The sequence below is a fragment of the uncultured Campylobacter sp. genome, assembly GCF_938045775.1.
Taxonomy (GTDB): domain Bacteria; phylum Campylobacterota; class Campylobacteria; order Campylobacterales; family Campylobacteraceae; genus Campylobacter_B.
Genome location: NZ_CALIBH010000214.1, coordinates 1 through 13,932, shown reverse-complemented (window position 1 = coordinate 13,932; position 13,932 = coordinate 1). Strand labels below are relative to the sequence as shown.

The 13,932-nt window shown below is 50.1% G+C and carries 11 protein-coding genes and 1 pseudogene; 3 read left to right on the top strand and 9 right to left on the bottom strand.

Translation table 11 applies throughout. The features are described from left to right. Positions 1-847: 847 nt before the first annotated feature. From ilvA to Q0238_RS08480, 8 genes and pseudogenes are all read right to left on the bottom strand, one after another. Positions 848-2,059, bottom strand: coding sequence for a threonine ammonia-lyase (gene ilvA / locus Q0238_RS08515; protein ID WP_297880353.1), 1,212 nt, complete (start codon positions 2,057-2,059; stop codon positions 848-850). A 101-nt stretch (positions 2,060-2,160) separates the two neighbouring features. Beyond that, complete coding sequence (locus Q0238_RS08510) at positions 2,161-3,327, bottom strand: hypothetical protein (RefSeq protein ID WP_363317134.1); 1,167 nt, start codon at positions 3,325-3,327, stop codon at positions 2,161-2,163. Continuing rightward, a pseudogene (locus tag Q0238_RS08505) lies at positions 3,307-3,795 on the bottom strand (tRNA (uridine(54)-C5)-methyltransferase TrmA); the annotation flags it as partial. The pseudogene Q0238_RS08505 and the gene Q0238_RS08510, both read right to left, overlap by 21 nt. Next, positions 3,792-5,492 (bottom strand): Na+/H+ antiporter NhaC family protein, encoded by a 1,701-nt coding sequence (locus Q0238_RS08500; protein ID WP_297945065.1) that lies wholly within the window; start codon positions 5,490-5,492, stop codon positions 3,792-3,794. The gene Q0238_RS08500 and the pseudogene Q0238_RS08505, both read right to left, overlap by 4 nt. 483 nt (positions 5,493-5,975) lie before the next feature. Next, positions 5,976-6,203 (bottom strand): hypothetical protein, encoded by a 228-nt coding sequence (locus tag Q0238_RS08495; protein WP_297945062.1) that lies wholly within the window; start codon positions 6,201-6,203, stop codon positions 5,976-5,978. Further along, positions 6,181-7,431 carry an ankyrin repeat domain-containing protein gene (locus tag Q0238_RS08490; RefSeq protein WP_297945059.1) on the bottom strand — a complete coding sequence of 417 codons (1,251 nt, stop codon included), beginning with the start codon at positions 7,429-7,431 and terminating at the stop codon, positions 6,181-6,183. The genes Q0238_RS08495 and Q0238_RS08490 overlap by 23 nt, the downstream gene beginning before the upstream one ends. A gap of 373 nt (positions 7,432-7,804) precedes the next feature. Continuing rightward, a complete protein-coding gene (locus Q0238_RS08485) occupies positions 7,805-9,982 on the bottom strand; it encodes a cation-translocating P-type ATPase (RefSeq protein WP_297945056.1) in 2,178 nt (725 codons plus the stop codon). Positions 9,983-9,985: 3 nt separating this feature from the next. Then, positions 9,986-10,210 carry a heavy-metal-associated domain-containing protein gene (locus Q0238_RS08480; RefSeq protein ID WP_297945053.1) on the bottom strand — a complete coding sequence of 75 codons (225 nt, stop codon included), beginning with the start codon at positions 10,208-10,210 and terminating at the stop codon, positions 9,986-9,988. 133 nt (positions 10,211-10,343) lie between these two features. Between Q0238_RS08480 and Q0238_RS08475 the strand changes: the two genes are divergently transcribed. From Q0238_RS08475 to acpS, 3 genes are read left to right on the top strand one after another with little or no spacing between them, the layout of a single operon-like run. After that, a complete protein-coding gene (locus tag Q0238_RS08475; RefSeq protein WP_177388917.1) occupies positions 10,344-11,078 on the top strand; it encodes a YebC/PmpR family DNA-binding transcriptional regulator in 735 nt (244 codons plus the stop codon). 8 nt (positions 11,079-11,086) lie between these two features. Continuing rightward, the gene (locus Q0238_RS08470; protein WP_297945050.1) at positions 11,087-11,581 is read left to right on the top strand and encodes a peptidylprolyl isomerase; all 495 of its coding nucleotides are present in this window, start codon (positions 11,087-11,089) and stop codon (positions 11,579-11,581) included. 28 nt (positions 11,582-11,609) lie between these two features. Beyond that, the gene (gene acpS / locus Q0238_RS08465) at positions 11,610-11,984 is read left to right on the top strand and encodes a holo-ACP synthase (RefSeq protein ID WP_297945047.1); all 375 of its coding nucleotides are present in this window, start codon (positions 11,610-11,612) and stop codon (positions 11,982-11,984) included. Between the two features lie 1,127 nt (positions 11,985-13,111). Here the strand turns inward: acpS and Q0238_RS08460 are convergent. Beyond that, positions 13,112-13,932: 3-deoxy-7-phosphoheptulonate synthase (locus tag Q0238_RS08460; protein ID WP_297945044.1), on the bottom strand; the 821-nt coding region annotated here is incomplete at its 5' end.

Here is a 13,932-nt window from a genome sequence, read left to right as displayed (position 1 = left end):
AATTTCGCATGCCGTAATTCAACCCCTATTAAAATTTAGCTCGAGCGTAGCTCGCCCCTTATAAAGCGTCGTAGGGGGATGGGTGGGGTTTGGGGCGGGAAGGGGAGCGACCTCGCAATTGGAGCCTCCTTCCCGCCCCAAGAGAAACATATCGCGGGCTAAAATTTAAACGGAATTTTATAAGGTAAAGCGACGCTTTAAATTTAAGTTGTAAATTTATCAGTTAAATTCCAAAAATTTATGCATATTTACGTTGTGTGCCATACATGACCAGTAAGGGGGCGGCGCTCAGAGTTAGCGGGGCGCCCCCTTACTAACCCCCACCCGCGCGACGCTAGCGGTGTTGCAGACTGCGTCCGCGTTAAATTTTAATAAGATTTGAATTGCAATTCTCGAAATTTTATGCCTGTTTGTTTCATTAGAATTAAACTTAGGCATAGCCTGCGCCGCTAGCATCGCAGGAGGATTAGTCCACCACGAAGTTTCTCTTAAGGGGGAAGGGGCGCTACTTACTCTGCTTCGCTGCGCTCGCAAGAAACGCCGCAGGCTAAGCCTTGCGTCGCTACGCTCGTTTTGCGAGGCGCTCCCCTAACCCCTGGCACGCTCAATGGGCGAGCCTTACGGCTCGAGCATTTTTATTTAACGGCTTGCGCCGCATATTTGGAATTTTAAATTCTACGTAAAATTTAAAACCGCGAGCCGTAAAGTGTTTTGGCACGGCGGATATAAAATGGAGGCAAATTAAAATTTACCCGCTGCAAGCCGCGATCAGGATGCGAACGAGTAAATTTGGCAATTTCAGGCAAATTCACGAGCGAAAATAAATTTTACAAACTCCGGCGAAATTTTACAAAATCTCCCTAAAATCATACCCTGCGTTTTTGAGTGCCCAGGCGATGTCCTCTTGATGAGCCTTGCCTTTGGTCTCAAGCGTGATCGTAATCTGCGCGTCGCCGTACTCGATGTTGGTCGAGAAGCGGTCGTAGTCGATCTTGACGATGTTTGCATTGGCGCGGCGCAAGATTTCGGTAAGCCCCGTGAGCGCGCCCGGTTTATCGACGAGCGTAACGTTGATCGTCATCTTGCGGTGCGATTTTATGAGGCCCTTTTCGATGATGATGTTTAGCATCTGCACGTCGATGTTGCCGCCGCTTAGGATGATACCGATCTTTGCGCCCGCGGGGAATTGGAATTTCGCGTTCATCAGCGCTGCTACTCCCGCCGCGCCCGCGCCCTCGACGATGATTTTTTGCTGCTCTAGTAGATAGAGTATCGCGCTTGCAATCTCCTCGTCATCGACCTGCACGAACTCATCGACGCACTCGATGATCGTGCTAAGCGTGATCTCGCTAGTGTCTCGCACGGCGATGCCGTCGGCGATGGTGCGGACCGATTTGGAATTTAGCGGCTTTTTCGCGACGAAGCTATCGTGCATCGCGGGCGCGCCCTTGGCGGCTACGGCGATGATTTTGATGTCCGGATTGATCTGCTTGGCGCAGCTGCAAACCCCCGTGGCAAGCCCGCCGCCACCAACCGGAACGACGATGTATTCAAGATCTGCAACCTCTTCGATCATCTCAAGCGCGATCGTGCCCTGACCCGCTTGGACGAACTCGTCGTTGAAGGGATGCACGAATGTCAGATTATGCTCTTTGGCATATTCCAGTGCAAACGCGTACGCCTCGTCGAAATTATCGCCCTGCAAAATGATCTCCGCGCCCAGGGCCTTCGTACCGCTTACCTTAAGTAGCGGCGTGGCCTCAGGCATTACGATCACGGCATGCACGCCGAATTTTTGCGCGCTCATCGCTACGCCTTGGGCGTGGTTGCCCGCGCTTGCAGCTATTACTCCATGGGCCCGCTCCTCATCCGTAAGATGCGCGATTTTATTGTAAGCGCCGCGAATCTTATATGCGCCGGTGCGCTGCAAGTTCTCGCTTTTGAGATACACTTCCGCACCGTAAAGCTTGCTGAGCTTCGGCGCCAGAGCAAAGGGCGTTTTATAGACGAAATCGTTTATCGTGCGCTTTGCTTGGATGATTTTATTTAGATCAACCATCTACTTCCTTTCGTAATTTTAAATTTTGTTATTATACATATTTTAGGCGAAATTTTATCCCGCACGCAGCCTAAATCCGCAGCTTCGGTCTAGGCTCGCGCCTAGTTCCTGCGCCGCAGCAGTACGCCGCATTCGATATGGCTCGTATGCGCGAACTGATCGAAGATCGCAAACCTGCGCACCTCGTGCGTAGCACAAAGCGAGCGTAAATTTTCAAAAAGCGTCTGCGGGTTACAGGATATGTAGATCAAATTTTGAAAATTTTTTATGAAATCAATCACGCTAGGCTCTAGCCCCGCTCGCGGCGGATCGATCAAGACGTGCGAAAAATCGTAGCCGAAAATATCGATCCCTTTTAGCCGCTCAAACTTGCGCTGCCGCGCAAACGCACTCATCAGCTCATCTGCACTAAGGCGGACGAATTGCGCGTTGCAAATGCCGTTGAGCTCGCAGTTTATGCGGGCATTGGCGATCGAGCTTTTTGAAATTTCGCTCGCCAGCACGCGGTTAAATTTATCCGTAAGCGGGATAGTAAAGTTGCCGTGCCCGCAGTACAGCTCCAGCAGATCGCGCGCGGCGGAGCTTTCTGGGCGCACGGCATGTTTTTCGCAGCTTGAATTTTGCGGGGCGGACTGCTCGCAGCTAGAATTTTGCGGGGCGGACTGCTCGCAGCTAGAATTTTGCGCGATGAGTTTTTCGCAGGCTGAATCTTGCACGCAATGCTTTTCGCAATCTAAATTTTGCGCGGTCAAATTCTGTTCGATGAAATTTTGAGAGGCGGAATTTTGCGCGTCCAAATCCTTGCGAGTGGAATTTTTATCCGTAGAGCTCTTGCCTTTGGACGCACAGTTAAATTTCACGGAATTTTCGCCGTTAAATTTTGCAGAAGCGAAATTTGCTTTAACGGAATTTCGGCAAGCGGCGTCAAATTCGGCGGAATTTTCGGAAACGAAATTTCGATCCGTAGAATTCTGCGTGGCGGACTGCTCGCAGCCGTAATTTTGCGCAGCGGAATTTTGCGAGGCAAATTTTTTTTCAGTAAAATTCTTTGCGGCGAAATTCTGCGCGGCGCACACCTCGCTCGTGCCCTCTTTGCCGAAGTCCACGCAGCTTCTCGCCCAGGCGATCATCTTTTCGTTCACGCCGCGGTTGGGCTGGATGAAGGCGTTTTCGCCGAAGCGAAATTTATAAACTCGCCCGTCCACGCAAAGCTCGTCCGTGAGGCTTAGCTCGCCGCTTAGCAGCTTCTGTCCGCGCGCGCGAGCCATGATCGTGATACCAAGCTTGTCCGCTAGTTCGCAAATCGCCTCCTGCTCGCGCTTGCCCAGGCGCTTGTGATAAAGCAGCGTCGTCAAAATCCCGCTGGCGCACGAGATAAACTCGACGCCGAAGAGCTTCTCTTTTAAAGCTTCGCTCCGTCTAAGCGCCTCTAGCAGCCGCGGCATTAAATTTGCGATAGGAAGCGCCACTTTGGGGCATTCGTTAATTAAAATTTTCTTGCTACGTGCGCCGCTCATCGTGTAGGCAAGATCAAATGCGCTATGCCAAATATCGTGCCAGATGCCAAATTCCGCCCTGATGCGGTAATTTTGCGGCTGCGAGGCAAAAAACTCAAACTCGCCGTCAAAAAATTCTTTGAACTTATTGCCGATCAGCTGCTTTTTGTATGAAATTTGATCCTCATAGGGCTCGCCGAGCGTACAGCTGCCGCAGCTACCGAAGCTTTCGCAATTCATACATCCACTCTTTTACCCACTACGCGCAGTAAAAGAATGATAGCCGCGATACCCAAGATCAGACATCCCCACACGCTAAGCCCAAAGCCCGCAGGTAGGTAGCCGCAAACGATACTGATGCCGCAAACGACCAGCGCATAGGTCATCTGCGTGCTTACGTGCTCGATGTGATCGCAGCCCGCGCCCATCGAAGAGAGGATCGTCGTATCCGAAATCGGCGAGCAGTGATCGCCGAAGATCGCCCCCGTAAGCACCGCGCTGATATTTACGCACATGAAAACATGAAATTCCTCGCCGCTAAGTCCATATTTTTGCCCCACGGCGTGCGCTAACGGCACGGCCAGAGGGGTGACGATGCCCATAGTACCGAAGCTTGTGCCCGTTGAAAATGAGATAAATGAGCTAAGCACGAAGATCACGATCGCAAGAGCAAAGCGCGGCGTAGTGTCGCTTAGAAGCTCGACCAAGTAACGCGAAGTGCCAAGCTCCTTGATAACCGAGCTAAGCGACCACGCAAAAAGCAGGATTATGACGGTGTTTAGCATGCTTTTCCAGCCGCCAACCCAGACCTCGATCGCCTCTTTGACGCCGTAAATTTTTTGCGCGATGCCTAAAACGACGGCGATGATCGATGAAAACAGCGCGGATTGAAACAGCACTACCGAGGCATCCGCCGCGCTAAATGCGGTGCGGATCGATGTAAAGCTAAGAGGGGCTGCCTTGACCGCCTCCAAAGCCTCGCCCTCCAGCGAGCTGTAGCCGTTAAAATAAAACCCGATGACCGAGAGGACGATCATCGCTCCTAGCGGGATTATCGCGTTTAGCTTGCGAAGCGCGACGCCCTCTTTGGGTACGAAAATTTGATCCTCTAAATTTTTGATCTTAAAATCCGCGGCTCCGCTCTTACCGCCGCGAGATGCGATCTCTGCGCGATACATCGAGCCAAACTCCCTGCTCATCACGGCGGTGGCAACTACGAAAAAGATCATAAAAATATTATAAAATCTATACGGGATCGTCTCAACGAAGACGGTGAAGGCGTTTATGTTTTCTACGCCGATCTGTGAGTAGGCCTCCTTGATCGCCGAAATTTCAACTCCAACCCACGTAGAGATCACCGCGATGCCGGTGATCGGCGCTGCGGTCGCGTCGATGATGAAGGCAAATTTCGCGCGCGAAATTTTAAATTTATCCATAAGCGGTCGCATGATGGGGCCCACGATCAGCGCGTTTGCGTAATCATCAAAAAATATCACGATACCCATCAGCCAAGTATAAATTTGACCTAAAACGGGAGTGTCTGCGTGTTTGCTAAGCCAGAGCGCAAGCGCCTTCGTGCCGCCGCTTTTGGTAACCAGAGCGATGAGCCCGCCGATACACATAACCTGAAGCAAAATGCCCGCATTCCACGTATCAGCCATCGATTTTACCATGCGCGAGCATAGATCGGTAAAAGCGAAAAGCGCCGAAGCCGCAATGCTGTGATCTACCATACCGACGAGAAAAGTCCCGCTTAGCACGCCTAAAAATAGCGACAAAATCACGTCTTTAGTGATGAAAGCAAGCACGATCGCCGCAACCGGCGGGATAAGCGTCAGCACGCCGTAAAGCTCGCTGTTTCGCACAGCGGGCTCCACGTCCGCAAGCGCCAGCGCGGGCAAAAAAATCGCCGTAAAGATAAGCAAATTTTTTAACATTTTAATCCTTGATGATTGATAAAATTTTAAAATTTAACCTCCGATCGGGGGCTAAATTTTAAAATTATGCGCGCATTGCAGCAATTATTCATAATTCGCGTGCTTTCTTTTACGGCGATTATTGAGCGCCTTAATCGCATAGCAAGCTCTACTATTTTACTGCGTTTGCAATTTTGCGAACACATTTTTAAGCAACTTGTCGCGCAGTAAAATCTCTCCGGTGCAAAATACCGCGCGCGGCGTAATCAAAAGCGTTTTATAAGCGCATTTAAAATTTTACTTAACATAGCAAAAGCTTCAAATCAAGGTAAAATTCCGCAATGCTGCAACGCTTACTTTGTCGCAAAAGCGATAAATTTCTCTCGCAAAATTTGACGAAATCCCGCTCTTGATCACAAACTAAAATTCCTCGGCAAAAATTTTATCGCGCATAAACGCACAAATATCGCCGTTTTTCAAGCCTGCCTGCGCGTTTATAAAATTTCAGTGCATGCAACCTGCGCAAGCAAAGCGATAAAATTTTAAAGCGTTAAATTCTGCCAACTCTCGCTCGAAAAATCCGCTAAATTTATAGAATTTACAAAACGGCAAAACATTAAATTTAAAGCTCATAAGGCTTTTGCAAACCCAAAACGCCGCAAACCCAAAACGACGACGAAGCGGCGAGCGACTCTTTAAATCAAGCCCGCTAATTCTCACGCTCAGGTGCATCTTGCGGATCGCTCGTAAAATCATCGCTTACTTGCGTAGGACTTAATCCAAGCGAGCGCAAATAGCTCTGCGTAGCCGCTTCACCACCCGCAAGCGCGTAGTCTAGCGCATTTAGCCCCGCCTCGTCGGCCGCCTTTTCGTTTGCGCCCGATTTTACGAGCAATTCAACGATCTGCTTGGTACTTTTTTGCGCCGCAAACATCAGCAGTGTCTTACCCGCGCCCGAACGCTCACAGCCGTCGCTACGCTCGCCTAGCGATGCTAGAGCCTGGGCCTCGGCGCTGCCGATCTGGCGGACATTTACGCTAGCGTGCGAGTAGATTAGCAACTTTACGAGCTCATAATTTTTTGCCGCGGCGGCGAAAAATATCGGAGTTTGCCCAAGCGAGTTTTTATAGCCAACCAAGGCGCCTTTAGAGATCATAAATTTAGCGCTTTGAACGTTATTCATCGCGTAAAATAGCGAGTTTTCCTCGCCCGCATTTACCTGCGCGCCTCGCTCGATCAAAGCGCCGCTAAAGCGCTCGTCATATCCTAGCAAAAGTGCTAGATCCAGGGCATTATCAAGCTCGTAAATCGCAAAATCCTTGCTAAAAAGTAGCGTACGAAACTCATCTGCACCTACTCCGCCTTTTAGCGCCAGCTCAAGCTCACCGTAATCCCCTGCCTTGCGATCCCTTGCAGCGTATGCGATAAATTCCGCTATCACGGCGCTTGCCAGCTCATCGGCGTCGTTTTTGTTGAATTTAGCGGCGAAATAATCTCTTAGCGCCTCCCTGGCTGCCGGGACCTCGCCCATAAAATTGCCATAAGCGATGAAATTTCCAATCTTGCGCTCGGAGTAAAATTCTAAGGCTTCAAGCGATTTTTCGCTAATTTGCGCATAGTTTTTCTCTTTGGCATAGCTTAAAAAGCCCTCGCTATCCATCCCCGCAAATGCCAAGGTTCGCTCAAGCCTTTTTTCGTTCAGCAAGGCTTCGTTACCGACACAATCGATATTTTCGTCTCTAATCTCAGAAGCTGCGCTTTTTAAATTTTGCAAAAATTCTGCGCCAGCTAGCGAGCCTTTACAGCCAAAATCGCTTTGCAGCAACTCTTCGTCCGCAGGCTCTTTGCTAAAAAAGCCGCGCGGATCGCTTAGTATCTGCTCGCAAGAAGCGCCAAAAAGCGTGCCGCAAAAAACAAACGAACCCATTAGAATTTTTCGCATCGCTACCTCGAATTGCATTTGAAGCGTTATTTTACCTTTAAATTTATTTATTAAAACTTAGTGCGGACGGTAGAATTTTATGGAATTCCTTTCAGCCTTATAAAATTTTGCGGAATTTTTAAAATTTTGCGGTGCAGCGGCGTGACGGCGTTAAACGACGGCTAGGCAGAAGCACAGCGATGGGCGGCGTTATATAACGGCACAAGCAGACAGCGACGTTAAAATTTTAAAATTTACGCGCACCCTAGCGGTAAAATAAAATTTTGCAAGCCGTACAAATCTAGCGGAATTCCGCGCGCGATTAGCCGCAGGATAAAATTTTGCGCGCTCTTGCGGAGTAAATTAAAATTTCGCCGCACAAAATTCCGCGCCTAGCGCAAATTCCGTCGCGTTAAAATTTAGCGAATTTCAATCTGATGGAGTTTAACACGACCGTCACGGAGCTAAAGCACATCGCTGCAGCGCCGTACATCGGCTTTAAAAGCACGCCAAGCGCTGGATATAGCGCGCCTGCTGCGATCGGGATACACACGGCGTTGTAAAACAGCGCCCAGAAGAGGTTTTGCTTGATCGTCCGCATGGCAGCTTCCGATAGGCGAAATAGATATAGCACGCTTGCAAGGTCGTTTTTTATAAAGATCGCGTCGCCCGCGCCCTTGGCTACGTCGCTGCCGCCGTTCATCGCGACACCGATACTAGCGGCTTTTAAGCTTGGTGCGTCATTGACGCCGTCGCCCACGAAAAGCACTCGCTTGCCTTCGTCCGTCAGGGATTTGATGAACTCATATTTACCGCTTGGAAGCACTCCGCTTCTTACCTCGTCGATGCCGAGGTTGCGAGCGACGAAATTTGCCGTTTTGGCGTTATCACCCGTTAGCATAACGGTTTTTACGCCTCTGTTTTGCAGCGTCTGCACGACGTCCCGCGCTTCGGCTCTGATCTCGTCGCTAAATGCGATGAAGCCCGTGTACGAGCCGCCTATCGCGCAGTAAACTACGCCGAAACCCTTGTCCAAAAGCTCCTCCGCTTCTACTTCGACGCCCACGTCCACGCCGCGCTCGCGCAGAAAGCCCGCGCTGCCGCAAAGAATTTCGCCGGTGGGATTTTTCGCGACGATACCTTTTCCCGCGATACTTTCGAACTCGCCGTTAAGCTTAGAAATTTCGCCGAATTTCAGCTCGGCAAATTTTACGATCGCCTTTGAGATCGGATGCTCGCTCAGCTTTTGCGCGCTTGCTAGAGCATAGAGATCCTGGGCGCTCAGATCGCTGACGCTTACCGAAATTTCGCCCTTGCTAAGCGTGCCGGTTTTATCGAAAACCGCGACGTCCGCGTCCTTTAAAATTTCTAAAATTTCGGGATTTTTTATTAAAATTCCAGCCTTTGCGGCGTTCGAAATCGCGCAAACAATCGCAATCGGCGTCGCAAGACCTAGCGCGCACGGGCAGGAGATGATAAGCACGCAGATAGCGGCGGATGCAGCGTATGAAAGCCGCCCGTCAAGCGCCATCCACGCTATAAAGCTAATAAGCGCGATCAAAATCACCGCGGGCACGAAGATATTTGAAATTTTATCCGCAAAGCGCGCGATCGGCATCTTTTTGTTGCCCGCCTCGTTCAGCAAATTTTTAATCTCGGCAAGCAGCGTTTGGTGCGAAAATTTCGTCACCTTCACGTAGATGACGCCGTCGGTGCTGACGCAGCCTGCGTTTACCTCATCGCCTACGCTTTTATAAACCGCCAAGCTCTCGCCGCTGATGAGCGAAGCGTCGATCTGCGCGCCGCCTTCCACGATAAGCCCGTCGCAGGGGATGCGCGAGCCGTTTTTTACGAGCACCTTATCACCCGGCTTTAGCGCTTCTGCGCGCACTTCGGCTATCGTGCCGTCGTCTTTGATCAAAAGCGCGGTTTTAGGGCTTAAATCGATTAGCCCCTTGATGTAATCGTTCGCCTTCATCTTACTGCGCTCTTCGAGGTATTTGCCGAGCGAAATAAAGGCGATTATCATCGATGCGGATGAGAAATAAAGATTGGTAAATTCGTTCTGTGCGCCGTGCGTATAGACCCACGCCGCGGCCGTTAGCGAATAAGCAAACGCAAAAAAGCTTCCCATCGCCACGAGCACGTTCATATCAAAGCTTCTGTTTTTCAGAGAGCCGTAAGCGTGATAAAAGAAGTTTTTGCCGCAGTAAAATAGGCTCACGCACGCCATCGCCGCGCAAAGTAGCGCCTTTGGGACGAAGCTTAAAAACCCGCTCATCTCCACCGCCATTACCGCCGCGGCTAAAATGAGAGCGAGAATAAGCCTAAATAGCGCCGCTTTAAGGTTGCGCCGCTTTTTGCGCTCCAAATCCTCGTAATCCACGGCGATGTCGTAGCCCAGTTTTTTGATCTTAGCTTTTAGCGTCTCCTCAAGCGCCGGATCAGCAAGTACGAACTCGCCGCTGCCGTTGGCGAAATTTACGTGCGCCTCCTGCACCCCCTCGATCTTGCGACTTACCCGCTCGATCGCATTGGAGCAGTTTACGCAGCTCATCCCGACGATATTTAGAGTGATTTTGCTTGGCATCCGTTAGTTCGCGCAGGACAGCTTTTCTACGACGCTAAAGCCCAAATCGTCCATCTCCTCTTTAAATTTAGCCTCGTCGCGCGGATCTAAGCTTAAACTCACCACTCCGCTTGCTACGTCCACCTCGATCTCGCCGAAATCCTCTTTTAACGCGTTTTTGATCGTCCTCGCGCAGTTTTCGCAGTGGATATTTTGCGCCTTAAATTTTACGCTTTGTTTCAAAGCCATGGGTCTCTCCTTTGGATTAAAATTTCAAAACTTATACTACTTTTTAATAAATTTTATTTCAACGCCCGCTCCTGAAATTTAAGGGTTTTTCGTTATAATCACCCGTTTTTAAATTTAAGTTTTAAGGAATTTTATGGGACGAGCTTTTGAATACAGACGCGCTTCAAAAGAAGCTAGATGGGGGAAGATGAGCAAACTTTTCCCAAAACTGGGCAAGGCCATAACGATGGCTGCGAAAGAGGGCGGCGAAGATCCGCTGATGAACTCCAAGCTGCGCGCCGCGATCGCCACGGCAAAGGCGCAAAATATGCCCAAAGACAACATCGACGCGGCTATTAAGCGCGCTAGCGGCAAGGATAGCGCCGATATCAAAACGATCTTTTACGACGGCAAGGCGCCACACGGCGCGCTTTTAATAATCGAATGCGCCACCGACAACCCGACCCGCACCGTCGCAAACGTTAAGTCGATTTTAAACAAAGCCAAGGGCGAGTTTTTGCCGAGCGGCAGTTTGAAATTTATGTTTTCGCACAAGGCCGTTTTTGAGACTAAGCTGCCGAGCCGCGACATCGAGGAGCTGGAGCTTGAGCTCATCGACTTCGGTCTTAGCGAGCTTGAGATCAACGAGTTTGAAAACGATAAGGGCGAGCTCGAAAAGACGCTTCTAATCTACGGCGAATATGAAAGCTTCGGCACTCTAAACGAAGGTATCGAAAAGATAGGGCTTGAGATCATCAGCGCAAGCTTAAAATTCGTCGCTAACGAAAAGCACGAATTTAGCGAGGAGCAGCTGGGCGACATAGACGCGCTGCTAGAGCGGCTAGAGGATGATGACGACGTGCAGGCAGTTTACACCAACATCGCATAGGAGAAAAAATGGAAAGCTTAAAAATTTACGACATCGACGCAGCGGCTTTGGCGCGCGATAAATACGCCGTGATAAAAACCGAAAAGGGCGATATGAAGTTGGAGCTTTTCGCAGGCGAAGCCCCGCAGGCGGTTACGAATTTCGCTAACCTCGCGCGCAGCGGGTTTTACAAGGGGCTAAATTTTCACCGCGTAATTCCAAATTTCGTAATTCAAGGCGGCTGCCCGCGCGGCACCGGCACGGGGGGCCCGGGCTGGCGCATAAAGTGCGAATGCGACCGCCAAAAGCACAAGCACGTGCGCGGCGCACTTTCGATGGCGCATGCGGGACGCGATACGGGCGGAAGCCAGTTTTTCGTCTGCCACAGCGCGCAGCCGCACCTAGACGGCGTGCATACGGTCTTCGGGCAAATCGTGGATCAGCCTAGCCTAGCGGTTTTAGACGCGATCAGGCAGGGCGATAAGATCATCGATATCGAGATTAAAGAGAGCCTGCAATCGTGATTAAATTTAAGCCGCGAGGCGCCAGACCGTGATAAAGATCGGCACGGACATAACCGCGGTGCGCAGGATCGTGGCGCTGCGCGCAAAATACGGCGCGAAATTTTTAAAGCGCATTTTGAAAAAATCTGAACGTTCCTCCGCGCTGCGCGATGAAAGTATCGCGGGCATCTATGCCGCCAAAGAGGCGCTTAGCAAGGCGCTAGGTACCGGCATCGGCGCGGAATTTAGCTTTAAAGACGCTAAAATTTACAAAGACGCCCTGGGCGCGCCGCACCTAAAAATACGTAAAAAAATCTGTAAAAAATTTCATATCAAATCCGCAAGCCTTAGCATCACGCACGACGCAAACGTCGCAATCGCCGTAGTCGCACTGGTGCTAAAAAAATCCAAAAAGCGAGCCTAAAATTTTAAAAAACGATAAAATTTTTATCGTTTTTTCTCGAGCGCGGGATTTTCAAATTTTAAATCTCGCCCGGGTCTCGCGCCCTAGGAATTTTATCGCGCGATCGCGCAAGCAAAAACCTTGCGTAAATTTTGCGCGGCAGAATTTTGAAATTTCATTGCGCCGCAGAATTTTGATTTAAATTTGAGGTATGGAATTTTATAGCGTCACGATACGCGACGGCGCAACTCAAAGAATTTCAACCTGAATTTTAGAAGTAGAAAGATAGATTTTCGGTTTAAAATTTGCTGCGAAATCGCGCTCTAAAATTTAAAGTAGACGCAAAGCCACTTTCGTCCGACGCACGTATCATCAAGGATTAAGCGAAAGTTCATGGGCCGACCGAACATACATCACTGCGGCAGCGCGCGTTCATCGCACCCGTCTCAAGCAAGGGCTTCTGCGCCGTATCTATGCCGAACGCCGCAAATAGCGCGGCGTTCTCTATTGCTATGTGCGAAAAAATGGAGGCGAGTTTATGTCGCTACATTTACTGCTTAGCTTGAGCACACACAGATAAGCGGCGCGCGCAGTAGCGAGCGATCAAAATTTACACGACGAAATTTTAAAGATGAAATTCTGCGAGCCATAAATTTAGCGCTAAATTTTAAAATTTCACGGCGGCTCAAATTTTAAAATTCCATGCAGGGCGGATTTAAAATTTTAAGCCCGCGATGATAAATTTAGCCGCCAAGAAGTTTTTAAAGCCCCTGCAAAAAGAAATTTTATCACGGTGCGACGCCGAAAAATTTTCAATTGCACGTATTTTAACGGCGGGCTTACGCGGCTTACGTTTTCGCGCGAGCCATAAGTTTCAATTATCTATATTTTGACCTACGGTGCATTGCAATAGGGCTTGGAATTTTTCCCGTATAAATTTCAATTGTATATATTTTGACCGCTTAAGACTGCGCCCGAAGCCGCCGCATTTAGAGCAGCGTAAATTTAAATCGCTCGCGCCAAGCTACGATTAAATTTCAAGCGTTTCAAGCGCAAAGCGCGGTCGTAGCGCCGGCTTGCATTAAAACGCCTAAAACTACGATTAAAATTCCAAGCCGTAACCAAATTCTCGCGCAACGAGAGGCGAACTACTCCGCCTTTTTTAGATTATCGGCGAGCAAAAACGCAAGCTCTAGCGCCTGATCTGCGTTTAGGCGCGGATCGCACTGCGTTTCGTAGCGCTGCTTTAGCGTCTCTTGCGTCACGTTAAACGAGCCTCCCGTGCACTCGGTGACGTTTTGACCGGTCATCTCAAGGTGGATGCCGCCCGCGTGCGTGCCCTCTGCAGCGTGGATCTCAAAAAAGCTCTGAACCTCGCTTAAAATTTTAGAAAATTCGCGCGTTTTGTAGCCGTTTGCGGCCTTGACGGTGTTGCCGTGCATCGGATCGATGCTGTATAGGATCACCCTGTCCTCGCGCTTTAGCTCGCGTAAAATTTGCGGCAACCGCGCGCCAATCTTATCCGCGCCCATGCGGATGATGACATTTAGCCTGCCTGCTTCGTTTTGCGGATTGAGCTTGTCGCAAAGGCGCAAAATTTCATCCGCGGTGCCGCTTGGGCCGATCTTGACGCCGAGAGGGTTTTTGATACCGCTTAAAAAATGCACGTGCGCATCGTCCGCGCCGCGCGTGCGCTCGCCGATCCAAAGCATGTGCGCCGAGCAGTCGTACCAATCGCCGCTGGTGCTGTCGATGCGCGTCAGACACTCCTCGTAGTGCAGCAGCAGCGCCTCGTGCGAGGTGTAAAGCACCGTCTCGGCAAGGCTCGGGGAATTTGCGGCGCTCAGTCCGCACGCCTCCATAAATTTAAGCGTGCGCGAAATTTCATCGCTCAGCTCGTTAAATTTAGCCTCCAGCTCGCCCTTTTTCAAAAAGCCTAAATTCCACTTATGCACCTCGTGCAGGTTCG

Coding starts and splice junctions, on each gene's coding strand:
- ilvA (WP_297880353.1), bottom strand. CDS start 2,059: ATGGTTGATCTAAATAAAATCATCCAAGCAAAGCGCACGATAAACGAT.
- Q0238_RS08510 (WP_363317134.1), bottom strand. CDS start 3,327: ATGGCTCGCGCGCGCGGACAGAAGCTGCTAAGCGGCGAGCTAAGCCTC.
- Q0238_RS08500 (WP_297945065.1), bottom strand. CDS start 5,492: ATGTTAAAAAATTTGCTTATCTTTACGGCGATTTTTTTGCCCGCGCTG.
- Q0238_RS08495 (WP_297945062.1), bottom strand. CDS start 6,203: ATGCACCTGAGCGTGAGAATTAGCGGGCTTGATTTAAAGAGTCGCTCG.
- Q0238_RS08490 (WP_297945059.1), bottom strand. CDS start 7,431: ATGCAATTCGAGGTAGCGATGCGAAAAATTCTAATGGGTTCGTTTGTT.
- Q0238_RS08485 (WP_297945056.1), bottom strand. CDS start 9,982: ATGCCAAGCAAAATCACTCTAAATATCGTCGGGATGAGCTGCGTAAAC.
- Q0238_RS08480 (WP_297945053.1), bottom strand. CDS start 10,210: ATGGCTTTGAAACAAAGCGTAAAATTTAAGGCGCAAAATATCCACTGC.
- Q0238_RS08475 (WP_177388917.1), top strand. CDS start 10,344: ATGGGACGAGCTTTTGAATACAGACGCGCTTCAAAAGAAGCTAGATGG.
- Q0238_RS08470 (WP_297945050.1), top strand. CDS start 11,087: ATGGAAAGCTTAAAAATTTACGACATCGACGCAGCGGCTTTGGCGCGC.